At 38.3% G+C, this 23,145-nt stretch carries 22 protein-coding genes and 1 riboswitch; of the genes, 3 read left to right on the forward strand and 19 right to left on the reverse strand.

Annotated features, from left to right (window positions below; genetic code table 11):
* Positions 1-53: 53 nt before the first annotated feature.
* The 6 genes from murB to JOC48_RS08010 all read right to left on the reverse strand — a co-directional run bounded on the left by murB (position 54) and on the right by JOC48_RS08010 (position 9,443).
* On the reverse strand, positions 54-977 hold the full coding sequence (gene murB, locus JOC48_RS07985) for a UDP-N-acetylmuramate dehydrogenase (protein WP_338024248.1): 924 nt from the start codon (positions 975-977) through the stop codon (positions 54-56).
* A 315-nt stretch (positions 978-1,292) separates the two neighbouring features.
* Positions 1,293-2,252, reverse strand: coding sequence for an ornithine carbamoyltransferase (argF, locus tag JOC48_RS07990; RefSeq protein ID WP_204498579.1), 960 nt, complete (start codon positions 2,250-2,252; stop codon positions 1,293-1,295).
* A complete protein-coding gene (carB, locus tag JOC48_RS07995; RefSeq protein WP_204498580.1) occupies positions 2,249-5,497 on the reverse strand; it encodes a carbamoyl-phosphate synthase (glutamine-hydrolyzing) large subunit in 3,249 nt (1,082 codons plus the stop codon). Before carB ends, argF begins: the two co-directional genes overlap by 4 nt.
* Complete coding sequence (locus JOC48_RS08000) at positions 5,490-6,584, reverse strand: carbamoyl phosphate synthase small subunit (RefSeq protein ID WP_204498581.1); 1,095 nt, start codon at positions 6,582-6,584, stop codon at positions 5,490-5,492. Before JOC48_RS08000 ends, carB begins: the two co-directional genes overlap by 8 nt.
* Before the next feature lie 172 nt (positions 6,585-6,756).
* Positions 6,757-8,187 carry an argininosuccinate lyase gene (gene argH / locus JOC48_RS08005; RefSeq protein ID WP_204498582.1) on the reverse strand — a complete coding sequence of 477 codons (1,431 nt, stop codon included), beginning with the start codon at positions 8,185-8,187 and terminating at the stop codon, positions 6,757-6,759.
* Positions 8,184-9,443, reverse strand: a complete 1,260-nt coding sequence (locus JOC48_RS08010; protein WP_204498583.1) for an argininosuccinate synthase — start codon at positions 9,441-9,443, stop codon at positions 8,184-8,186. Before JOC48_RS08010 ends, argH begins: the two co-directional genes overlap by 4 nt.
* 252 nt (positions 9,444-9,695) lie before the next feature.
* Here JOC48_RS08010 and JOC48_RS08015 point away from each other — a divergent pair, with 252 nt between their 5' ends.
* Positions 9,696-10,625 (forward strand): DUF4349 domain-containing protein, encoded by a 930-nt coding sequence (locus JOC48_RS08015; RefSeq protein ID WP_204498584.1) that lies wholly within the window; start codon positions 9,696-9,698, stop codon positions 10,623-10,625.
* Between the two features lie 55 nt (positions 10,626-10,680).
* Here the strand turns inward: JOC48_RS08015 and JOC48_RS08020 are convergent, their stop codons facing one another.
* The 3 genes from JOC48_RS08020 to thiD (JOC48_RS08030) all read right to left on the reverse strand — a co-directional run bounded on the left by JOC48_RS08020 (position 10,681) and on the right by thiD (JOC48_RS08030) (position 13,329).
* Positions 10,681-10,878: a small, acid-soluble spore protein, alpha/beta type gene (locus tag JOC48_RS08020; protein WP_204498586.1), complete on the reverse strand. Its 198-nt coding sequence runs from the start codon at positions 10,876-10,878 to the stop codon at positions 10,681-10,683.
* A 106-nt stretch (positions 10,879-10,984) separates the two neighbouring features.
* Positions 10,985-12,088, reverse strand: a complete 1,104-nt coding sequence (gene ddlA, locus JOC48_RS08025) for a D-alanine--D-alanine ligase (protein WP_204498588.1) — start codon at positions 12,086-12,088, stop codon at positions 10,985-10,987.
* A 437-nt stretch (positions 12,089-12,525) separates the two neighbouring features.
* Positions 12,526-13,329 (reverse strand): bifunctional hydroxymethylpyrimidine kinase/phosphomethylpyrimidine kinase, encoded by an 804-nt coding sequence (gene thiD, locus JOC48_RS08030; protein ID WP_204498590.1) that lies wholly within the window; start codon positions 13,327-13,329, stop codon positions 12,526-12,528.
* A 98-nt stretch (positions 13,330-13,427) separates the two neighbouring features.
* Here thiD (JOC48_RS08030) and JOC48_RS08035 point away from each other — a divergent pair, with 98 nt between their 5' ends.
* A complete protein-coding gene (locus JOC48_RS08035) occupies positions 13,428-13,736 on the forward strand; it encodes a DUF3817 domain-containing protein (RefSeq protein ID WP_204498591.1) in 309 nt (102 codons plus the stop codon).
* 25 nt (positions 13,737-13,761) lie between these two features.
* On the opposite strand, the gene JOC48_RS08040 is transcribed toward JOC48_RS08035, so the two are convergent.
* The 9 genes from JOC48_RS08040 to lepB all read right to left on the reverse strand — a co-directional run bounded on the left by JOC48_RS08040 (position 13,762) and on the right by lepB (position 20,540).
* Positions 13,762-14,235 (reverse strand): DUF456 domain-containing protein, encoded by a 474-nt coding sequence (locus JOC48_RS08040; protein WP_204498592.1) that lies wholly within the window; start codon positions 14,233-14,235, stop codon positions 13,762-13,764.
* Between the two features lie 240 nt (positions 14,236-14,475).
* Complete coding sequence (locus JOC48_RS08045) at positions 14,476-15,000, reverse strand: type 1 glutamine amidotransferase domain-containing protein (RefSeq protein ID WP_204498593.1); 525 nt, start codon at positions 14,998-15,000, stop codon at positions 14,476-14,478.
* Positions 15,001-15,117: 117 nt separating this feature from the next.
* Positions 15,118-15,666 (reverse strand): GNAT family N-acetyltransferase, encoded by a 549-nt coding sequence (locus tag JOC48_RS08050; protein WP_204498594.1) that lies wholly within the window; start codon positions 15,664-15,666, stop codon positions 15,118-15,120.
* A gap of 209 nt (positions 15,667-15,875) precedes the next feature.
* Positions 15,876-16,517 (reverse strand): thiamine phosphate synthase, encoded by a 642-nt coding sequence (gene thiE, locus JOC48_RS08055; RefSeq protein ID WP_204498595.1) that lies wholly within the window; start codon positions 16,515-16,517, stop codon positions 15,876-15,878.
* Positions 16,518-17,330 carry a hydroxyethylthiazole kinase gene (gene thiM / locus JOC48_RS08060; RefSeq protein ID WP_239584250.1) on the reverse strand — a complete coding sequence of 271 codons (813 nt, stop codon included), beginning with the start codon at positions 17,328-17,330 and terminating at the stop codon, positions 16,518-16,520.
* The gene (thiD, locus tag JOC48_RS08065) at positions 17,323-18,150 is read right to left on the reverse strand and encodes a bifunctional hydroxymethylpyrimidine kinase/phosphomethylpyrimidine kinase (protein WP_204498596.1); all 828 of its coding nucleotides are present in this window, start codon (positions 18,148-18,150) and stop codon (positions 17,323-17,325) included. The genes thiM and thiD (JOC48_RS08065) overlap by 8 nt, the downstream gene beginning before the upstream one ends.
* Before the next feature lie 3 nt (positions 18,151-18,153).
* Positions 18,154-18,843 carry a thiaminase II gene (gene tenA / locus JOC48_RS08070; protein WP_204498598.1) on the reverse strand — a complete coding sequence of 230 codons (690 nt, stop codon included), beginning with the start codon at positions 18,841-18,843 and terminating at the stop codon, positions 18,154-18,156.
* A 123-nt stretch (positions 18,844-18,966) separates the two neighbouring features.
* A riboswitch (TPP riboswitch) is annotated at positions 18,967-19,069 on the reverse strand.
* 129 nt (positions 19,070-19,198) lie between these two features.
* Positions 19,199-19,780, reverse strand: a complete 582-nt coding sequence (locus JOC48_RS08075; protein ID WP_204498728.1) for an LOG family protein — start codon at positions 19,778-19,780, stop codon at positions 19,199-19,201.
* Between the two features lie 211 nt (positions 19,781-19,991).
* Entirely contained in the window at positions 19,992-20,540 is a 549-nt protein-coding gene (gene lepB, locus JOC48_RS08080) for a signal peptidase I (RefSeq protein ID WP_204498599.1), read from the reverse strand.
* 169 nt (positions 20,541-20,709) lie between these two features.
* Between lepB and JOC48_RS08085 the strand changes: the two genes are divergently transcribed.
* On the forward strand, positions 20,710-21,918 hold the full coding sequence (locus JOC48_RS08085) for a CynX/NimT family MFS transporter (protein WP_420829212.1): 1,209 nt from the start codon (positions 20,710-20,712) through the stop codon (positions 21,916-21,918).
* Between the two features lie 45 nt (positions 21,919-21,963).
* Here the strand turns inward: JOC48_RS08085 and JOC48_RS08090 are convergent, their stop codons facing one another.
* Complete coding sequence (locus tag JOC48_RS08090) at positions 21,964-23,133, reverse strand: acyl-CoA dehydrogenase family protein (protein ID WP_204498600.1); 1,170 nt, start codon at positions 23,131-23,133, stop codon at positions 21,964-21,966.
* Between the last annotated feature and the right edge of the window lie 12 nt (positions 23,134-23,145).

The raw sequence follows: 23,145 nt of genomic DNA on the forward strand, positions 1-23,145 counted from the left end.
AAACTAATTTTTTTGAAAAAAACTGTAACTGTGACCTGCATTAAGGTCCCAGCTTAATCTGATACATCCTCACCAATAATCCGAACTTCTCTTTCTAAGTCTACGCCAAACTTCTCTTTTACGGTTTTCTGCACCATTTCAATTACTGCAATATAATCCGATGCTGTTGCATTCCCTTTGTTTATAATAAATCCGGCGTGCTTTGTAGATACTTCCGCGTCACCGACCCCTTTTCCTTGCAGGTTACTATCCTGAATTAACTTCCCTGCAAAATAACCTGGTGGTCGCTTAAACACACTACCACATGATGGGTACTCTAATGGCTGCTTTGATTCACGTTTATAAGTTAAATCATCCATCACATCTTTAATTTCATGATAATTTCCTGGTTGTAAATCAAAGTGAGCTTCTAATACGATGTAGCCTTTATCTGGGATGTTACTCGTGCGGTAATCTAAATCTAAATCCTCCGCAACTAATTGAAGTAACTCTCCATTTCGATCAACTACAATGGTGTGCCGCAAAACATCCTTCACTTCGCCACCGTAGGCTCCAGCGTTCATATATAAGGCACCACCTACCGTCCCAGGAATCCCACATGCAAATTCCAACCCAGTCAAGTTTTCCTGTAGTGCTCTCCGAGATACATCGATAATTCGTGCTCCACTTTCCGCAATAAGACTATTCCCTTCTCGTTTGATGGCAGTAAACCGTTTTGGGCTTAATACGATACCACGAATACCACCATCTCTGACGATAAGGTTAGATCCATTTCCTAGCAATGTAAAAGGAACCTGTTCGTTATTTGCAAGCTTTACAATTTGTTGCACTTCCTCAATAGAAGAAGGTGTAACAAAAAAGTCTGCTTTTCCTCCAAGCCGTGTGTACATATGATTTCTCAACAGCTCATCAACCATCACATTTTCCTCAGATGTAATGGATATTAATTTATTGTATATATGATGGTTATTTCCCACTGCAATCATCCTTTTTCATCTACATAAGCAAACATCACAATTTTAATTATAGCAGTTGGATTAGCCCTGCTTCAACAAACATCTCTCTTGGTATAATATGCCCAATCATTAATCCAAGTTACCGGTCTAAAAGCTCCCCTACAGGAAGCACTTCGATGTTCTATTTACTTTTCCCATTCTAATAGTTGGTCAATTTTTTTAACAGCCTTTCCATCTCCGTCAAGAATCATTACGGAGACCAACATACGCTTTAAGTCTATAAAGAAAAAAGCACATGGTAATGAAATTAATAATTACCATGTGCTTCGTTTATTGTTATTCTCCCATCAAAGCCGTCATCAATGCCTTCTGAGCATGCAAGCGATTTTCTGCTTCTTGGAATACAACGGAATGTTTGCCATCAATAATTTCCGCTGTCACTTCCTCTTCCCGATGAGCTGGTAAGCAATGCATAAAAATATAATCAGATTTTGCATGGCTGACAAGCGCTTGATTCACTTGAAATGCTTCGAAAGCTTTCTCACGTTCCTTTTGCTCACTTTCCTGCCCCATACTAGCCCAAACATCTGTGTAAATGACATCAGCATCCTTAACCGCTTCGTACGGGTCTTCGGTAATTTGAATTTCTGAACCTTTTGCAAAGGATTTTGCTTTTTCCGTAGCTGCTGGATCAGGGTGATACCCAGCTGGTGCAGCAACACTTATGTTCATTCCAGTTTTCGCAGCACCAATCATAAGCGAATTGGCCATATTATTTCCATCACCAATGTAAGCCATTTTCAAACCAGCTAGCTGTCGCTTTTCTTCCTTGATTGTTTGCAGGTCAGCTAATACCTGGCACGGATGGTAAAGATCCGTTAACCCATTAATAACTGGGATAGACGCATTTTCAGCCAACTCCTCAACATCATCCTGCGAAAACGTACGAATCATAATACCATCTAGGTATCCAGATAACACCTTGGCCGTATCAGCTATCGGCTCTCCTCTTCCAATTTGAATATCTTTCGAGCTTAGAAAAAGACCAGTTCCACCTAACTGATAAATCCCTACTTCAAAGGATACGCGTGTACGAGTCGATGATTTCTCAAAAATCATTCCAAGTGTCTTCCCTTTTAACGGCTCATAAACAATTCCTTTTTTACGCTGTTCTTTTAAATAATTTGCTAAATCTAAAAGGTACTCTATTTCTTCCGTTGTATAATCAGCTAAAGTTAAAAAATCCTTACCATTAAGCTGGCCCTTCAAATTAGCTGAAGTCACTACTGTACTCATCGTAACACACGCTCCTTTTTATTCAGTGTATTCGCTTCTGCCCGATACTCATTCATGGAAAGCGGCTGGTCTTGTGTTTCGTTTGTCGCTTGCAAATAGACGAGTAATGTTTCTACCGAAGTTAGGCAATTCGTATCCGATTTAAGTGCATTTTCTCTTAAAATCACATGCTCATCGGCATCGCCACTTTGCTTCGTACTACAAACAAAAGCAAAATCGCCTTCCACACAAGCGTTTTGAGCATCCTCCAAAGTCATCGTATGACCAAGCTGAATACCATTTTCTTGTAACAATGCGACCGTAGATTCATCGGCTGTCACTTTTGCTTGGCAGTTTGACAATAATTCGATCAACTCTGATTTTTTATCTAATTCCAAATCCTGTAACGACAGATAAATCGTGTCTTCTCCTGACAACTGCTTCAGACCTTTTTCCTTCCAGCCAAAAGCTTTTGCCATTGCAGTCTCGACTGTCTTTCCAAGCCCGATTACTTCACCAGTAGATTTCATTTCAGGTCCAAGTAAAGGGTCCACACCAGGAAGCTTATTCGTGGAAAAGACAGGCAGTTTAACAGCATAAAACGGCACATCTTTATGAAGACCTAAGTCCCATTCCTGTTGTTCTAATGACTCACCCATCTGCACGCGTGTAGCCAAATCAACCATTGGAACACCAGTTACCTTGCTGGCAATCGGTACAGTCCTTGAAGCACGAGGATTTACCTCTAATACGTATATCGTTTGTCTATCCTCGCTAATAACAAATTGAATGTTCATAATTCCTTTTACACCTAACTGAGCGGAAATTTGTTGTGCATACTTCTCAATCAGCTGTTTCTGTTCCTCTGTTAAGTCAGGCGAAGGAAAGATTGCCGTACTGTCTCCAGAGTGAACACCCGCGCGCTCGACATGCTGGAATATTCCCGGAATCAGAATATCTTTCCCATCACATACAGCATCAATTTCGACTTCGTAACCAGAAATATAACGATCAATTAATAATGGGAAGATACGAGATTCTGGTGAAGTTTGCTCCAAGTTACTCAAATAATTTAGCAGCTGGGCTTCATTACGGACAATGACCATTCCACGTCCACCAATAACATAGGAAGGGCGAATTAACACAGGATAACCAATCTTTTCTGCTACATCCTTAGCATCCTTCGTGTCCATTACCGTTTCTCCAGGTATATGCGGAATATTTAATTGTTTTAATAACTGATAGAATTGATCACGATCTTCAACTGCTTCGATTGCAGTTAATGGCGTACCTGAAATAGAAACGCCTGCTTTCTCTAGTCCATCTGCCAAGTTAATTGCTGTTTGCCCGCCAAATTGAACGAGTACACCATCAGCATTTTCTTTGTCTACAACATGCAAGACATCTTCAACAGTTAATGGTTCAAAATATAAATGATCTGCTGTGTTAAAATCTGTACTGACTGTTTCCGGATTATTGTTAACAACAACAGCGTCTATCCCTTGATCCTGTAGAGACATTGCTGCATGAACGGAGCAATAATCGAATTCTACTCCTTGCCCAATCCGGATTGGTCCTGAGCCTAATACTACCATTCGTTTGTTGTCTGGTAAGGCTTCAACCTCATCTATTTCATTCCAAGAGCTATAAAAATATGGCGTATCCGCAGAAAACTCAGCTGCACACGTATCTACCATCTTGTAAGCAGGTGCAATATTGTTTGCTGTTAACTTGGTACGAACTTCCTCAACCTTGATATGAAATAGATTTGCTAATGTGTTATCTGAAAAACCAAATAATTTCGTTTTCTTTAAATCGTTAGCAGAAACATCTTGCCAGTCTTTTCGTTTTAATTCCATTTCCATTCCAATAATCAGTGCAATTTCATTCAAGAAGTATTTATTAATCGCAGTGATTTCATGGATCTGTTCAATTGTATAACCTCGGCGAAAAGCTTCTCCGACAACAAATAAGCGCTCATCTGTTGCTTGGTCTAATGCGAGATTAATCTCTTCATTTGATAGGTCATGTAATGACGGTAACTCCAAATGTTCTAAGCCAATCTCCAATGAGCGAATCGCTTTATGAATGGCTGCAGGGAAATTTCTTGCTAAAGCCATCACTTCACCCGTTGCCTTCATCTGTGTTCCTAACAACCGATCTGCATTGGCGAATTTATCAAACGGCCAACGAGGGATTTTTAACGCAATATAGTCAATTGCTGGCTCAAAACTCGCATACGTATCTCCCGTAATAGGGTTTAAAACTTCATCTAAATGATATCCTAATGCCAGTTTAGCAGCGATACGCGCAATTGGATAACCAGTAGCTTTGGAAGCTAGTGCACTCGATCGACTTACTCGTGGATTTACTTCAATAATGATATAGTCATTGCTTTCTGGGTTTAAAGCAAACTGAATGTTACAGCCACCAATGACCCCTAATTCACGAATCACTTTACAGGATGAAGTACGAAGCATTTGATATTGACGATCATTCAAGGTTTGAGAAGGTGCGACAACAATGCTGTCCCCTGTATGTACGCCAACAGGATCAACATTTTCCATGTTACACACAATGATACAAGTATCATTGGCGTCCCGCATCACTTCATACTCAACTTCTTTCCAACCTTTTACACTTTGTTCGATCAAAACTTGATTGATTGGACTAGCATCCAACCCATTTTTTACGATTCTGCGAAGCTCCTGTTCATCATTGGCAATCCCTCCACCAGCTCCACCTAACGTATATGCTGGACGAACAATTAACGGATATCCAACCACACTTGCAAATTGTAGAGCTTCAGCAAAAGAGCTAGTAGAGATACTTTCCGCTACCGGCTCATTCAAGTCCTTCATCATCGATTTAAAGATTTCACGGTCTTCTCCCTTTTGAATCGTATCCAACTGCGTACCAAGTAACTCTACATTATATTTTTGAAGAACTCCTTCGTTCGATAATAACATCGCCAAGTTTAAGCCCGTTTGTCCTCCAAGTGTTGGCAACAAGCCATCAGGCTGTTCTTTTTCGATAATTTTTGTGACGGACTCACAGGTTAATGGCTCCATATATACTTTGTCCGCAATATTTTCATCGGTCATGATGGTTGCTGGGTTATTGTTAACGAGAACAACTTCGATTCCTTCTTCTTTTAACGCCAGACAAGCTTGTGTTCCTGCATAGTCAAATTCGGCTGCTTGCCCAATGATGATTGGGCCAGAGCCGATAACTAATACTTTTTCTATACGAGTTAATTTAGGCATGTTGCTTCGCTCCCTTTGTCGCTATCTCGCCTACAAATTGTTCAAAAATGTTATGTGTATCGATTGGACCCGGATGTGCTTCAGGGTGGAATTGTACCGTTTTTATATGCTTCGAATGATGGACTAGCCCTTCGACAGAGCGATCATTCACATTCACATGAGATACTTTCCAATTTTTTTCATCCACCGAGTCCATATCCACGACATAACCGTGGTTTTGTGAAGTAATTAAAACTTTACCTGTTAAAAGATCTTTTACTGGATGATTGCTGCCTCTGTGACCATACGGCAGCTTCTTTGTCTTCGCACCATGCGCCAATGCAACCAGCTGATGGCCAAGACAAATGCCTAATGTATGGAACGATTCAGTAATTTCTTTAATATTGGTTGCTAAATGATTTAAGTCTTCAGGATTTCCTGGTCCATTTGATAATAAAATTCCATCCGGATCTATTTTTCTAATGGCTTCGACAGACGTATTATATGGAACAACTGTCACATCACAACCAAGATTTAATAGAGAATTCGTTATTGAATGTTTATATCCAAAGTCCATCAGTACCACATGCGGCTTCGGATAACTAGTTGGCATGGTAGTTTTATATTGTTTCATTTCCGTTACCGAAACTTGCGCTACGATATCTTGATCAACCGATTGTTTTTGAGGTAAATCTTTGGGGTCCGATGTTATTTTTCCGTACACTTCTCCTTTATCACGGATAATACGCGTTAATGCTCGTGTATCTATACCATATAATGTTGGAATCTGGTATTTTTTTACCATTTCTAATATCGTGAACGTAGATTGATAGTGTTCTGGTGTATGGCAAGGATATGAAATGATTAAACCTGAAAGTGATGGTTTGATACTTTCTGAATCAAACTCATTAAATCCATAATTTCCAATTAAAGGGTATGTCATCGTTACAATTTGTCCTGCATACGATGGATCTGTCATTACTTCTTGATAGCCAGTCATCGCCGTATTAAAAACCATTTCTCCTTCAACGGCGTTCAACGGCCCTAACCATTTTCCTTCTAATACATCCCCCGTATTCAGCACGAGATATCCTGTTTTTTCCATCATGTTTGCCCTCCCAAAACCAGATAAATATTTATACTCAATAATTAATAAATATACAAGTCCTTGTAAAAAAATGCTTAGCTTCTTTTCAAAGAAACCAAGTACATCCTTTTCCTTTTTACTTTATATTAGTAGTTGAGGATGTTCAAAAAGGCTGAACATCCTCCCATTGTGATTATTCTACTACAGAAAGCTCTTCTATTTTAGCTGCATGCTCTTTTATCCAGCCTATATTTTTTTCAAATAACATTTCAGCTTTGTTTATTTGCTCTTCAACGCGATTTTTAGCTGTACCACCTGCCACGTTTCGTGCATTGACAACTGCTTTTGGAGAAAGAACATCAAAGATATCTTCTTCGATTAATGACGAAAACTCTTGAAACTCTTCTAACGATAAATCTAATAAATATTTATTTTCATTAATACAAGATAAAACGACTTGCCCTACTACCGCATGTGCTTCTCTAAACGGAAGGTCTTTACCAACAAGATAATCTGCTAAATCCGTTGCATTCGAGTAATCTTTCGCAACAGCTTGATACATCGTGTCTTTTTTCACTTCCATTGTTTCAATCATCGGAGCAAATAGTCCCAATGCCCCTTTCAATGTTTCAACTGTATCAAACATGCCTTCCTTATCTTCTTGCATATCTTTGTTGTAAGCAAGTGGTAATCCTTTTAACGTCGTCAACATACCCATTAAATGGCCATATACACGTCCGGTTTTACCTCGAACTAATTCTGCCACATCTGGGTTTTTCTTTTGTGGCATCATGCTGCTTCCGGTACAAAACGCATCATCTAACTCAACGAAATTAAATTCTGCACTCGACCACTGGACAAGCTCTTCACAAAGACGAGACAAATGGGCAGTAACTAGAGAAGAATTGGATAGAAATTCAACAACAAAGTCTCGATCACTGACCGCATCCAAGCTATTATCACATATGCCATCAAAGTTTAATTTTTCTGCTACATAGTGCCGATCAATTGGAAAAGATGTCCCTGCAAGCGCGCCAGCTCCAAGTGGTGATTGGTTTACACGCTTCCAGCTATCTGCTAAACGTTCAACATCTCGTTGAAACATAAAAACATACGCCATCATATGATGAGCAAAGAGTACAGGTTGTGCACGCTGTAAATGCGTATAACCCGGTAACACTGTATCTAGATTAGCCTTTGCTTGTGTGTGCAATGCCTGTTGTAGTTCCACAAGCTGTTGACTAATCGTCACAAGCGCCTCACGCAAATACAAACGCATATCTAGTGCAACTTGGTCATTACGACTCCTGCCGGTGTGTAATTTCCCACCGACAGAGCCGACCTCATCAATTAAAAGTTTTTCCACATTCATATGAATGTCTTCGTTATCTTCTGTTAATTCCGCTTCACCAGAAGCAATCTTTTTAGCAACAGCCTTTAATCCTTCCGCGATTGTCGCAGCATCACTTTCTGAAATAATCTCACACTTTGCAAGCATTTCAACATGGGCTAGACTTCCTTGGATATCGTATTTAGCTAATTTTTGATCAAAACGGATCGAAGCCGTATATTCATCCACTAATTCATTGGTTGGTTTAGTGAATCGTCCGCCCCATAATTTCATTGTTTGACAGCTTCCTTTATATCAACATTTGCTTTCTCAATCGAATCAGACTTTTGTTCATGCACTTTATTAACTGTTGAGTGTACTTGTGTTGGCAAGCCCCAAAGCTTAATAAATCCAAGTGCAGCTTCATGATCAAACGCATCTTCTTTATTGTACGTTGCAAGATCAAAATCATATAGTGAATGTGCAGATTCACGGCCTATAACCTGTGCATGACCTTTGTATAATTTCACTTTAACCGTTCCAGATACATACGCTTGTGTCTGCTCAATAAACGCTTTTAATGCATCTGTTAACTGAGAATACCACAGGCCATTGTAAACTGTTTCAGCTAATTTATGCTCAATCATTGGCTTGAATGATGCAATCTCCCTTGGTAACGTAAGGGCTTCAAGCTCTTGGTGTGCAGCAATTAAAGTTAAAGCTGCTGGACACTCATAAATTTCACGAGATTTAATTCCTACTAAACGATTTTCTACGTGATCAATTCGACCAACACCATGCTTCCCTGCAACTTTATTCAATTCAAGGATAAGTTCTTCTAATGGATAAGACTTTCCATCAAGAGAAACTGGTTTACCTTGATCAAATGTAATTTGAATCGTTTGTGGCTCATCCGGTGCATCCTGTGGATCTACAGTTAGGTCAAACGCTTCTTTTGGTGCTTCTGCCCAAGGATCCTCTAGAATTCCACACTCATTACTACGTCCCCATAGGTTTTGGTCAACACTGTATGGATTATCATGGTCAACCGGTACAGGAATACCATTTTCTTTTGCATATGCAATTTCTTCATCTCTTGTCATTTTCCACTCACGCACTGGTGCAACAATCTTCAGGTGAGGGTTTAATGCAGTAAATGCAACATCAAAACGAACCTGATCATTTCCTTTCCCAGTACAGCCGTGTGCAACTGCAACCGCGCCTTCTTTTTCTGCAATATCAACTAGTACCTTTGCAATTAACGGACGAGATAGTGCAGATACTAAAGGATATTTCCCTTCATATAGAAGGTTCGCTTGAAGCGCCGGTAACACATATTCATTCGCATAAAGTGCTTTTGCATCTACTGTGTAAGATTTAATTGCACCAACGTCTAATGCCTTATTTTTTACAAATTCTAAATCCTTTCCTTCACCAACATCAAGACCTACAGCAATTACGTCATAATTATACTGATCTTGTAGCCATTTAATCGCAACAGAGGTATCTAATCCTCCAGAATAAGCTAATACAATCTTTTCTTTACTCATTTATTTTCTCCCCTTAAGCATTTATATTTGAATCTTTCCATTGTTTACTATTATCGTATGAATTATTATGCACTATTAAGTATATTAATTCAACCTTAAACAGTGATTTTTTTTTTATTTTTTTAAAAAAATTATTACCTAAACACTTAATAGTCCAAAACAATAAGATTCTATCTGTTTATTGTTACATTTTTGTAACATTATTATCCATGCAAACGACTATGTTAATAGAAAATAAAAAAGGGTGGTTAAATGAGAAGATGGTTCATTTATATAATGATGGTGATAAGCTTATTAACTGCATGCAGTAACAACAATGATACAAGTGAATCGGCGGATGCAGGAAACAACCAAGCTACTTATGACCAAAACGAGGAAGCTTCGACAGGTGAAATGAAGATGGAGATGGAGATGAGGTCCAATTCCGATGAAGCTGCAGACGATGCAGATGTAGAACAAGCTGCAGATTCCTCAACTGATTTATCCAATGCTATAGAAAGAAAGATTATTTACAATGCTCAACTACGAGTGGAAGTGAAAAATTACAGCCAAGCATTAAATGATATACAAACAGAAGTTAATAAAACAGGGGGTTATATTGTTCAATCCCAAACCTATGGCGGTTCTAGTGAAGAGCTTCAAGAAGGTATGATCAAAGTGCGGATTCCCCAAGAACAGTTTGATCAGTTCCTTGCTATTGTTGAAGAAGGAAGCGTAAAAGTAATCCAAAGGGACATCAATGGAAAAGATGTCACGGAGGAATACGTTGATTTAGAATCTCGCTTAACATCGAAGAGAGTAGTAGAGGAGAGACTCCTTTCCTTTATGGAAGCTGCAGAAGAAACAGAGGACCTATTAAAAATATCCAATGATCTTGCTGAAGTTCAAGCAGAAATTGAAGAAATCACAGGTAGGATGAATTATTTACAAAATCGGGCAAATTTAGCAACAGTTACGATTCACATTCACGAAAATCGAGTAACGATTCCAAATGTAAACGAAAATGAATTAAACACATGGGAAAAAACAAAACAACAGTTTATGGAAAGTATAAATTTCCTATTATTAACCGCTTCTGGATTATTTATATTTATTGGCGGAAACCTCCCAATTATCATTCTTTTAACGATTATCGGTTTGATTACTTATACAATTTACAAAAAGAAAAAACAAAGCGAATAAATAATAAGGGGTCAGACCCCAACTTAAAAGGGAACTCAAGTGAGTTCCCTTTTATTTATTGATTTTTATTTTGCATGCTTTGTTCAGCGATTCGAATCATTCGCTTCACCATTTCTCCACCCACGGATCCGTTTGCTCGTGCAGTGGTATCTGCTCCTAGCTCGACACCAAACTCATTTGCGATTTCTTCTTTCATGTTATCCATCGCTCTGTCTGCACCTGGCACTAACAATTTATTATTATTATTTGCCACAACTGATCACTCCTCGTGGGAAAGTTGAACAGCAAAAACTGTTCAATAGATAATTTGTGTAAAGTAAGCTGTTTCTAGTCTGGTAAAGTTAAGCAATTACTACCTATTAATCATCCCACACTGCACTTTTTAGTTGCTGATCTCGCTCATGGCGTTCCATCGCTAGCTCAATCAGTTTATTGATTAGTTCAGGATAAGAGATGCCACTAATTTCCCACAACTTCGGGTACATACTAATTCTTGTAAAACCAGGAAGTGTATTTACTTCATTAACTACTAACTCCCCATTCTTTTTTAAAAAGAAATCGACACGAGCCATTCCTTCACAATCAAGTGTTTGGAATATTTTAACCGAAGCCTCCTGCACTTTTTTTGTAAGGTCCTCGGACAAATCAGCAGGAATTGCTAAGTCAGCACCCTTTTCATCAATATACTTGGATTCATAGGAATAAAAATCAGTTTGCGGCAATATTTCTCCAGGCAATGAAGCGATAGGCTCCTCATTTCCAAGGACCGAGCACTCGATTTCACGTCCTTCAACGGCTTCTTCAACCAAAATTTTGTGGTCATATTGGAAAGCAGACTTTACACCATCGTAAAATTCACTTTCCGTTCTTACTTTACTAACACCAACAGACGAACCTTGGTTGGCAGGTTTAATGAACAAAGGCAACCCAAGTTTCTCCTTGACTTCTTCAAAACGAATCTTACTCATTGCTTGTTTTCTATAAGAAACAGCTTCAGCTACTTGAATGCCGGCTTCACGTAACAATCTTTTCGCAATATCTTTATCCATGCTAACAGCCGAACCCAGTACACTAGTACCTACAAATGGAAGATTCGCTATCCGCAACATCCCTTGAAGACTTCCATCTTCTCCTAATGTCCCATGAACAATCGGGAATACTACATCTAATTGGTCCAACCCACTAGAACCACTCAAGCTAACGAGTTGTTTCGAACTTTCACCAGGAACAACCGCTATACTTTTATTCGTTTTATTTAATTGAATTAACTTTGGATTTTCTTCATTAAGTAAATAGGAAGACTGGTCATTTAAATGCCACTTCCCTTCTTTATCAATCCCAAGTAATACAACATCATATTTATCCTTATCAATTGCATCAACAATGTTTTTTGCTGATTGCAAAGAAACTTCATGCTCAGCTGATTTACCACCGAAAATGATACCAACCTTTGCTTTCGTCATCTTATCTCCCTCTCCTAAGTATGGTTGCTCAAAAGGTTTCAAAAGCTAACAGATAAAGCCATTACTTTTGAACATATCTATGATGTTCTTTATTTTACGATAACAGATTAGTGCTTGTATATACTATGAAAAAATTACTTCTTAATAAAATTTAGCGATACGATGCACTGTGCAGGCGGAGCCTTTTCTTTTTTAGTCACTAACTGACTGAAAAGTATAAAAGTTCTTAAAAAACACTTGATATTTTACCCAATTCAGCATATGATAGTAAACATAACTTGTAATGTAAACAAAACTAACACGCAGTTCTGTTTTGTTAGGTTTTTTGTAAACTCCTAGAAGTAGAGGTTACACTTCTATTTCTAGTTAGTTTAATATTTCAATGTGTTTCCCACCTATTTCTTTTGGCGATTGCAAGAAGAGCAATCGCCCCTTTTTTAATCTTCACCGTACCGCCTCAAAGCACTATGATTCGTTGATCCAATTCCTTTTCCAAAAGACAATGCATGCTTAATGGAACTATTAATAAACAACTTCCCTATCTTAACCGCTTCTTCTACACTTTGTCCTTTTGCTAACTCAGCTGCAATCGCAGCCGAAAAACTACAACCAGCACCACTTGTATGAATGGTGTCCACCCTTTCCCCTTTCAACTCAAGCATTGTTTCTCCATCATACAAAATATCCGTTGCTTCTTTTGTCAAAGCCCCACCCTTTAACAGCACAAATCCAGGACCTAACTGATACAAAGCTTTTGCAGCATCCTTCATTTGTTCAACCGTGTTAATTTGCTGTCTACGCAATAACCTAGAAGCCTCATGTAAGTTAGGAGTAATTACTGTTGCTAGTGGAATTAATTTTTCTTTTACCGCATCAATCGCTTCATCCCTTAAGAGCTGAGAACCCATTTTACCAATCATCACAGGGTCAACAACAATATTTTTTGTTGGTGCTTGTTGAAAAAGGTCTACGACTAATTCAATTATCTCTTGAGAAAAAAGCATACCTGTCTTCATTGCATCGACACCAACATGTTCAATAGCTGCATAATACTGTGCTTGAATCTCATCAAGTGAGTGTATAAATATACCCTTTCCAGTAACCGGGTTATTCGCAACAATAGCTGTAATCGCAGCCATTCCATATACGTCACGCTCTTGAAATGTTTTAAGGTCTGCTTGAATGCCTGCACTTCCTTGAGCTGCAGATCCGGCAATTGTTAATACTCTTGGAATTTGCACTCAAAAACCTCCTTACATTTTTCAACGATAGAATATAAAAATTAAAATCATCTAGATACAAGCCGTGTTATAATAAAAGGAAAAAGGAGGAATTTGTCTTGTTCACATCCCCAATTCAGTTGTTTCGAGTAACAGGCTTTTTAGAAGGAACATCCTTAATTTTGTTACTTTTTATCGCAATGCCATTAAAATATATGGCTGGCCACCATGAAGTAGTTACAATTGTAGGATCCATTCACGGTGCACTTTTTTGCGTGTACATACTTGTGATTGGCTATACTACTCTTGCAACAAAATGGACATTAAAGTGGATTGCAGGATCGGTTATCGTCGCCTTCATTCCTTTTGGAAACTACTTTTTGGACAGCCGACTACAAAAATCACCTCTAGTAAAAAGCAGTACTTAGGGGCTGAACGGAAAAGCACTCCTATTTAAGCGGCTATAAAAAACCAAACAATCATAATGGTTTGAATAACTACTTTGGCTATTGAACCACCTAGAAATCCAAGCAACGAACCAATTGCTGCCCGAACAGACTCTTGCGGAGACCTTTTTTGAAGGAGTTCAGTAATTAACACAGCTACAAATGGAACAACAATAATTCCAAATGGGGGAACAATAAAAGAACCAACAATAACACCTACAGCCGCAATCCGCTCTCCCCATTTACTGCCGCCATATTTTTTCACAAAATAACTATTCGCTATGATATCGGAAACCACTAATATAATGGTTAGAATTACCATCGCACCCCAAAACAGTCCCGAAAGATTTCCTTCCAGAAAGAAAAAGTGCAACAGAAAACCAATCCACAGTACTAGTGGTGATGGAACTAGCGGGAAAATAATCCCTACAAAGCTTAAAATGAAACAAGCAATGATTAATAACCAAATGATTACATCCAAACAATCACTTCCTTTTTATTAATTCAAGTATTCCCTGTCACTGACTACAGTAATCCCTATCGAATATTAAGCGCTTAGAAAAACTCGACATTCGTCTCGTCCTATAACGAGTGTCGAAGTTTTCTTATACTTAGTTCCTAAAAATTTTACTACGTCGATTAACTTCAGCGCTAAAATTTTATACTTTCCTAGCGTGGAAAAAATAAGTCCCGTCCTATAGTCAGGAGGGACTTATGATCATTATTGTTCTGCTAATTTATCAGCAAACACTTTTACATATGGAGGCAAATCCGGCGGACGTCGACTAGAAACTAAGTGTCCATCAACTACTACCGCTTCATCACTCCATGATGCACCCGCATTTGTCATATCATCCTTGATACCCGGTGTACTTGTTACTTTTTTCCCTTGTAAAATGTCTGCAGAAATAAGCACCCAACCGGCATGACAAATTTGTCCAATCAGTTTTTGATGATCATTCATATGACGAACGAAGTCTAGTACTTCCGGGAAGCGTCTTAATTTATCCGGCGCCCATCCCCCTGGTACAAGAATCGCATCATAATCACTTGGGTCAACATCAGAGAATGCTTTATCCGACGTTGCAGGGACTCCATATTTCCCTATGTACTTTTGATTTGCTTCTTTGCCAACTAAATCAACTTCAGCACCCTCTTCTCTTAGTCGAAGAACTGGGTACCATAGCTCTAAATCTTCAAAGTCTTCATCCACTAAGGCAATTACCTTTTTATCTTCTAAACGCATCAAATACCCTCCTTATTTATTCATTTTAGTTTACGAAAGAAAACTTGGCAATCACCAAGGTTTTAGGTGAAGGTAATTGCCATCGTTGCACTATTACTTGGGATTTTGCCATAGCAATTATCCTTTCACTTTCCATTCATTCGCTAACATTCCATATACGGCGTGGTCAACATAATGATCGTACAACCATTCAGATTGACGGATGCAACCTTCGTATTTAAAACCAAGCCTCTCTGGTACAGCTCTACTTTTCATATTTTCAAATGCAGCTCTTATATCAACACGGTTGATTTCCAATTCTCGGATAGCGTAATCTGTCAAGGCTTCAGCTACCTTTGTCATAATACCATTCCCTTGATATTCCTCGGCTAGCCAGTAACCAATATAAGCTACTTTATTCGACCAATCTAACTCGTTATAGCCAGCTACCCCAACAATTTCCCCCTTAAACTGAACAGCTGTTGTAATAGATTTATTATTAGCAAAACCCTCTAAACAGGATTGAATGAATACTTCTGTGTCCTCTACTTTCCTTGTCTCGTCAACCCAAGGCAACCATTTTCTTAAGTAACTTCTATTACTCTCTGTTAATTCAAATATGCGTTTAGCATCTTTCTTTTCTATTAGTTTTAATGAGATTCCCTGGTCAACTTTGTGTTCAAACATCATATTCCTCCCCCCCATGATTGAATTACTATGTATATTAGCATATTTTTTGTTCATTAAGAAAAAGAGACAATACATTACACAATCATTTTCTAGATTATCTTAAACCGACCTAGCGACGTAGAGTTCTTCCTTAATCGCTGTTTCGTGTTCCTTGAAAGTGTAAAAAAATGTTTGGATAACTCCTCTGTTATCCAAACATTTTTCATTCATTCACCTATTTTTTCTTTTATTTCCCGAGCTGCCGCTTCCGGAGATGCAGCTGCACTTATCGCTGTAATAACAGATACTCCATCTGCGCCAGCATCAATAATATCTGAAGCATGTACGGCCTTAATCCCACCAATCGCCACCATTGGTATATCGCCAACAAGCTTTCTAATGCGGGAGACCCCCTCCAAACCAATTGGCTTCTTCGCATCAACTTTTGTATCTGTTGAAAAAATTGGCCCTACACCTATATAATCAGCACCATCTTTAACAGCTTCCACCGCTTCTTGACCATTAGTAGCGGAAACTCCGATAATCATACGTTCCGGGCACTTTTCCTTTATTTCACTCACAGGTTCATCGTCTTGTCCAACATGAATTCCATCTGCTTCTATTTCCAATGCTAAGGAAACATCATCATTCACCACAAACGGAACTTCATAACGGTGGCAGAGCTCTTTCATTTTTAATGCTAACTCTTTCTTTTTCTTCCCAGTCTTAGCATTTGCACCCTTTTCTCTCAACTGAAAAAGAGTTATTCCACCTTTTAACGCTGATTCTAACACTTCTAAAGGATCACCTGTGCAATTATTACTACCCATAATAAAATATACACGGAGCATTTCACTGATTTTCATCATTCACTCTTCCTTTTTCGTTATATCTAAGTGTTCAATTTTTGCCGTCTCACTTACAACATTACTTTTCAGTTGATATAGTGCATCCAAAAATGCTACTTGAAAGCTTCCAGGGGCACTCGTATGTTCAGCCGCAATTTCAGCTGCTATATTATAAAAACTAACAGCGCCTGCAGCGGCTTTTACGATAGAATCACTAGTCGATAGAAATGCTGCAATAACAGAGCTGAGTAAGCAACCCGTACCAGTCACTTTCGTCAACAATGGGTGACCATTATCCAATACAAACATCTGATTTCCATCCGTAATGACATCTTGTTTTCCCGTAACAATTACGGGTACTTGAAGTTGTTTAACTGCTGCTAAGGCAATTTCTTTGAAGTCTTCATCAGATGTACCATCTACACCTTTCATATTCGACTCCAGACCTGCTAAACTACTAATTTCTCCGGCATTTCCTCGAACAACTGATATCTTCACATTTTCCAGAATTTTTTTGGCAGCTTCTGTTCGAAAAGAAGTTGCACCTACTCCTACTGGATCTAGAACAACAGGAATTCCTTTTTCATTGGCTGATTTTCCCGCCAAAACCATCGCTTCCACTTGTGCAGTGGTCAATGTTCCGATATTCAGCAATAATGCATCTGCATTTTGAGCCATTTCTTTCGCCTCTTCAACCGCATTTGCCATTACCGGAGCAGCACCTAATGCATATAAACCATTAGCTGTGAAGTTAATAACTACTTGATTCGTGATGTTATGGACTAGCGGTTGCTTTGTTCTTACCGAATCAATTAATGCTGTAATGTCACTCAACTTTTTCCCCTCCTAGATTAGGTAGGCCTTGTAATCGATGGCCCCAATGATTCGTTGGACCATTTCCTTTCCCAACACCTAACGTATACTTAATCGCATCCGTTATAAACGCTTTACCAGTCGCAACTGCATCAGCCATTGACTTACCCTTGGCTAGCTCCGCAGTAATAACAGCGGAAAATGTACAACCAGTTCCGTGTGTATGCTTCGTGTTCGTCCGCTCCGATTTAAAATAATGATATCCACTTTTATCATATAAAACATCCACCGCTTCACCGGTCAAATGTCCTCCTTTAACAACTGCCGCACCTGCACCAAGCTCCTCCACTATGGTTCTGGCTGCTTTTTTAGCATCGTCTGTACTCGAAATCTCAAAATCTACTAGAATTTCTGCTTCAGGTACATTTGGTGTTACTAATGAAGCCAATGGAACTAATGTGTCTCGAATAACTTTTCTTGAAGATTCCTCCATTAATGGATCGCCACTTTTAGCTACCATAACAGGGTCGATAACGTAGTGAGTGGATTTACCTTTTAACACACTCGCAACTAATTCCATCATTTCAATCGTTGCAATCATCCCTGTCTTTACTGCATCTGGTTCAATATCTTGAAAAACCGCATGTAACTGTTGTTCGATAAAAGATACCGGCAAATGATGCACGCCATTTACCCCAAACGTATTTTGAGCAACAACAGATGTTACAACACTCATTCCATAAACTTCTCGTTCTTGAAAAGATTTTAAATCAGCTTGGATACCTGCACCACCAGTCGGATCCGTACCTGCAATCGTTAGTGCACTTGCTACTTTTGACATAAATTAAACCTCCTCAGTAACCAGATTGAACGGCCATTCTTCTAGTGTATAACTCATCTCCCAAAAATTATATTCTAGTTGACAGCTCTTAATAAAAGCTTGACGCGCCTTATCTTTTTCAGTTTCCCCGACTGTTTCAGCCCATTGATCTAATTTTCTACGTAGCTCTGTTGTTACAGAATCCGTCTCTTCCTTTGCATAGAAAGTAATCCACTCATAAAAAGGGTGATTAGGATCTGGTTTAATTGTGTCCTGTAAGTAGTGACCAATTTCTAAATACGTCCATGGACAAGGAAGTAGAGCTGCTAATAGTTCTCCCATACTCCCCTGTTGCGCAGTACTTTTCATATGGCTGACATAATGATCCGCTGTTGGAGGTAAAGGGAAACCTTTTAGGTCGTCATAATCCACTCCAGCAACTTGACAAAGATTGTTGTGTGGATGAATTTCACTATTTAATATGAAACCAATCTTATCTTGAAAATATGCCATATCTTCCCGGTTTGAACTTTTCGCAATAGCAAGTCCATAAATATTAATAAATGCATTTAAATATTCAAAATCAGCTTTTACATAGTGAATCAGAGCTTCCTTTTTGAGATCTCCTTTTCCAAGACCCACTACAAATGGATGTTTAAAAATGCCTTCAAAAATAGTGTCTGCTTCCTTTCTTAATTGCAATGAAAATGACATACGAACTCCTCCTTAAAATTTTTAAAGAAGTCCAAAAGCAGCACAGGATAATTAGATAAAATCAAAAAAACGCTCCAGAAAACTGGAGCGGTTTTGTACATTACAAATAAAGTATATCCCTATACTATCCCGTCTCCACTTTCCTACGCTGGTACTAACCAGTTCAGGTTCAAAGGGACAAAGGCAAAAACCTTATCTCAGCCATTGGGCGCCCCTAGTGGACTTCCTATTTACTTACTTCTAATAAAACACTATATGCTTTTATTGTCAAACAAAGAACATGAATTGGATGACACGCACTTATAGTGGAATATTCCAACATCACGACTCAATGATGAACGGTACAGCTCTGATTTTATTTCTCCGTTAAATTCCACTTTTGATCGCCACCCTTTGGCTTATACGATTTAAGCATTTGAAGCAATGCTTGAGGTTCTGCAGATGATTGAATCAAGTCTCGATTGGAAGCTTTCGAAAACTGTTCTTCAATGCTATATTCCACCAACCTTAATAGTGGGTCGTAATATCCGTTTACATTTAGTACACCGATTGGTTTATCATGAATACCAATTTGAGCCCAGCATAAAACTTCAAATAATTCTTCAAAAGTGCCCAATCCACCAGGAAGGGCAATATAGCCATCAGCCAATTCACTCATTTTAGCCTTTCGTTCATGCATCGATTCAACTTCTATCAATTTCGTTAACTTATTATGTACAATTTCACCCTTGAACAAGCCTTTTGGCATGACACCAATTACTTCTCCACCAGATTCTAATACACTATTCGCTAAACTACCCATCAGTCCTGTGTTTGAACCACCATAAACCAACGTGTATCCATTATTCCCTAATTCTTTTCCTAGTTTCTTGGCATATAAATCATATTCTGGATGTTTACCAAAGCTAGATCCAGCAAATACACAAATAGACTTCATTTGGAACACCGTCACTTTCTAATGTTTTCACTAATTAATTAAGCAATATATTTATTACAAAATTACTAGAAAAATCACTTGCAAATTAGTATGCTTTTCTACCTTATATTCTTTCTTTATAGGCTTTACATGATTTTCCCCTGCATTCATTTAGTTTCAAAAATTTTTACACGTCTATTCAATAAAATTAGAAAAGCTTGTTTATTTTTTATCATTCAGGTATTCCAATACTATCTAACGGCCAAATGCGCATTTTCACATCTCCGATTATCGCATCCTCAGATACAAAGCCAAACGATCGACTGTCCTTACTAATTGTACGGTTGTCACCAAGTACAAAATAGTGTCCTTCTGGAACAACTGACTCACTAGTAACCTGCTCCAAAGTAAAATCTTCTGTTAATCTATCATTAGACTTTAACTTTCTTTTATAGCTGTCTAAATATGGTTCTTCAAATGGTTTACCATTTATAAAAAGAATATCTTCCTTTACTTTAATCGTATCTCCAGGTACACCAATCACTCTCTTCACGTAATTTTCACTTGAATCGGGAGCCTTAAAAGCAATCTCATCAAAGCGATCAATGGAGCTTATTTTGCTTAAAATAATTCGGTCCCCATCCTTAAGATTTGGCATCATTGACTCCCCTTGGACGATTGAAGGTGTCACTAAGAAATGTCTGCAAACCATAACAATTAACAAAGCTATAATTAATGCTTTTATCCAAGATAATACTTCCTCTAAAAAACCATTTTTCATTATTCACAATCCTTTTTTACTCTCATTTTATTAACATAATCATTATTTATTCTATCAAGTTATTGAACTCCACCTTCTATTATAACCAGACAAATATTTGATAGTACTATTTTGTTATTTTATACTTTGTAGATGGGAATGAAAACATTTTAACACAGGAGTCTTAAATGTGAATAAAATAAATGGTAGAAATAACCAAAAATTTACAAAAATCATTTTAATTGTAAGTATTATTCTTGTAGCATTTAATTTAAGACCAGCAATAACTTCCGTTGGCCCACTAATTGGAATAATTAAAGATGATCTTCATTTAGCCAACTGGAACGCCGGATTAATTACTAGCTTACCTCTATTGGCTTTTGCAACAATGTCTCCGATTGCACCTAAAATTGCAAATCGTTTTGGAAATGAACGAACATTGCTATTGGGGTTAATGATTTTATTTTTAGGAATTGTTACTCGTTCTATCGCTTTAACAATCACACTCTATATCGGAACAACACTCGTCGGCTTAGGTATTGCAATTTGTAATGTGTTGTTACCTGGATTAATCAAAGGAAAGTATCCCGAAAAAATAGGATTAATGACTTCTGTTTACACGACAAGCATGTCTATCTTGGCTGCGGCCGGATCAGGACTAAGTGTACCATTAGCAAAAGGTTTAGATTTGGGCTGGCAAAAATCGTTATTAAGTTGGGCATTACTTACGGGTATTAGTATTATCGTGTGGATCATTTTGATCAAAATACAAACAAACGAGGAAACAAAGAGAATTTATGAACCTTCTGCTACAAAGCTCTTATCATCTATGGTGGCATGGCAGGTTACATTGTTTATGGGGCTTCAATCCTTTTTATTCTATGTAACAATTGCCTGGTTACCAGAAATACTGCATCATTCAGGTTTTTCTATTGTTACTGGGGGATGGCTTCTTTCCTATATGCAGTTCATTAGTTTACCCGCAACCTTTCTAACTCCTATTCTGGCTGGTCGTGTTAAAAACCAACAAGGGATAGTAATAGGTATTGGTGTACTTGCAATTACGGGTTATAGTGGACTTTTAATTGGTGGAACACTAAGCATAATGTTCCTGTGGATTACATTAATTGGCTGTGCCTTAGGATCCAGTATTAGTTTGTCACTTGTATTATTGGGCCTACGTTCTACAAATTCCAGACAAGCCGCTGAGCTTTCAGGAATGGCTCAGTCGTTCGGCTATTTACTAGCTTCCATAGGACCGATATCTATCGGTTTTATTTATGATGTTACGAGTAATTGGTCTATTCCTCTTATTACTATTATTATCCTTGCTGTCTGCCTGATTATTTTCGGTCTTGGAGCGGGCAGAAACAAATATGTACTTAAAGCCGATAGTTAAGATGAATATACAATTAGTAGAACCGGGCAAAATATGCCCGGTTCTTTATACTTTGTATGTATATTCATCATTAAGTAACCAATTACCAATATTTTTCCGTTTATGATCAAGCGGATTTTGAAGGGTATAGGTTCGAACGTTTCTCCAAAAACGATCCAAGCCATATCGCTTATCAGCTGACCCTTCCCCCATCACTTCAAAAATATCATTGGTTATATCTAAACCTACTGTAGTGGCCGCAACATGGGCAGCATCCGTTTGCAGCAAACATTGCCCTCTTTCCTCTTCTGATAACGCGTGCTCTTTTTCCCATGCCACATCAATTAATCTACTAGCTTTCTCAACAATGCTTATGACACCTTGAAGCTTTATCCACAAATCCCCATATTTTCTTAATACAAAAGGGTCTCTATCATTTGATTCTGCTTCAGAAAGTGGATAAGGATGTGAAATTGATTTCGTATAAACCGCAGCATCAGTGAGTGATCCTTCAGCAGTTCCAGTAATAACGTTAGCTAATAGCAATTCATTAAGAACATCACCGATTGTAGAAAATGGTGAAATAGATGCATAATTACGATCGAGAATTTCATTTTTTTCCACTATTACATTAGTAAATGTAACAGTACCACTTTCTGTTTGCTTTTGTCCTATTCCATCCCAGTCATCATTTACGGTTACTCCCTCACGGTCGATGGGAATTACCGCTCCACCTATCCCAGCTTCATCCGATAACTCAAGCCATGATATTAATACTCGATCTGCATCTTGACTACCAACACTATACGTTTTCTTTCCATTTAAAATGACACGGTTACCTTCACTTATTCCTATAAGCTCCTTATTAAAGGGATAAAAACACCCGCCCCAAAACCAATCATTTTTCACAGATTCCTTATAAAAGTGCGCTTTTTGCTTGGAAGAACAAGTTAGATGTGGATTAACCAGCTGCAAAAAATGGTTGCCATATAAGTAAGCAATAGAAGGATCTGTTTTTGCAAATTCACGAACTAATCGAAAAACGGTGGACCAGCTTTCACCCTCACCACCGTACATTTGTGGCACAATCAAATGTAATAGGCCACTTTCACGGATTGCATCTTTTTCCTTCTTTGGTATTCCACCAATTCTATCACGCTCAACAGCATCCTCAGAAAAAATTCCCGCTAAAGCAGAGGCTTTTTCTAAGTAACATGTATTTGTTGCTATATTCATTCTTAGACTCCC

This window comes from Aquibacillus albus, assembly GCF_016908325.1.
GTDB classification, from domain to species: domain Bacteria; phylum Bacillota; class Bacilli; order Bacillales; family Amphibacillaceae; genus Aquibacillus_A; species Aquibacillus_A albus.

What these genes read in the sequence shown, in the direction of transcription:
- argF (WP_204498579.1), bottom strand. Translation starts at nt 2,252, where the DNA reads ATGAGTACAGTAGTGACTTCAGCTAATTTGAAGGGCCAGCTTAATGGT.
- carB (WP_204498580.1), bottom strand. Translation starts at nt 5,497, where the DNA reads ATGCCTAAATTAACTCGTATAGAAAAAGTATTAGTTATCGGCTCTGGC.
- JOC48_RS08000 (WP_204498581.1), bottom strand. Translation starts at nt 6,584, where the DNA reads ATGATGGAAAAAACAGGATATCTCGTGCTGAATACGGGGGATGTATTA.
- argH (WP_204498582.1), bottom strand. Translation starts at nt 8,187, where the DNA reads ATGAAATTATGGGGCGGACGATTCACTAAACCAACCAATGAATTAGTG.
- JOC48_RS08010 (WP_204498583.1), bottom strand. Translation starts at nt 9,443, where the DNA reads ATGAGTAAAGAAAAGATTGTATTAGCTTATTCTGGAGGATTAGATACC.
- JOC48_RS08015 (WP_204498584.1), top strand. Translation starts at nt 9,696, where the DNA reads ATGAGAAGATGGTTCATTTATATAATGATGGTGATAAGCTTATTAACT.
- ddlA (WP_204498588.1), bottom strand. Translation starts at nt 12,088, where the DNA reads ATGACGAAAGCAAAGGTTGGTATCATTTTCGGTGGTAAATCAGCTGAG.
- JOC48_RS08045 (WP_204498593.1), bottom strand. Translation starts at nt 15,000, where the DNA reads ATGCGTTTAGAAGATAAAAAGGTAATTGCCTTAGTGGATGAAGACTTT.
- JOC48_RS08050 (WP_204498594.1), bottom strand. Translation starts at nt 15,666, where the DNA reads ATGTTTGAACACAAAGTTGACCAGGGAATCTCATTAAAACTAATAGAA.
- thiE (WP_204498595.1), bottom strand. Translation starts at nt 16,517, where the DNA reads ATGATGAAAATCAGTGAAATGCTCCGTGTATATTTTATTATGGGTAGT.
- thiD (WP_204498596.1), bottom strand. Translation starts at nt 18,150, where the DNA reads ATGTCAAAAGTAGCAAGTGCACTAACGATTGCAGGTACGGATCCGACT.
- tenA (WP_204498598.1), bottom strand. Translation starts at nt 18,843, where the DNA reads ATGTCATTTTCATTGCAATTAAGAAAGGAAGCAGACACTATTTTTGAA.
- JOC48_RS08075 (WP_204498728.1), bottom strand. Translation starts at nt 19,780, where the DNA reads ATGAAGTCTATTTGTGTATTTGCTGGATCTAGCTTTGGTAAACATCCA.
- lepB (WP_204498599.1), bottom strand. Translation starts at nt 20,540, where the DNA reads ATGAAAAATGGTTTTTTAGAGGAAGTATTATCTTGGATAAAAGCATTA.
- JOC48_RS08090 (WP_204498600.1), bottom strand. Translation starts at nt 23,133, where the DNA reads ATGAATATAGCAACAAATACATGTTACTTAGAAAAAGCCTCTGCTTTA.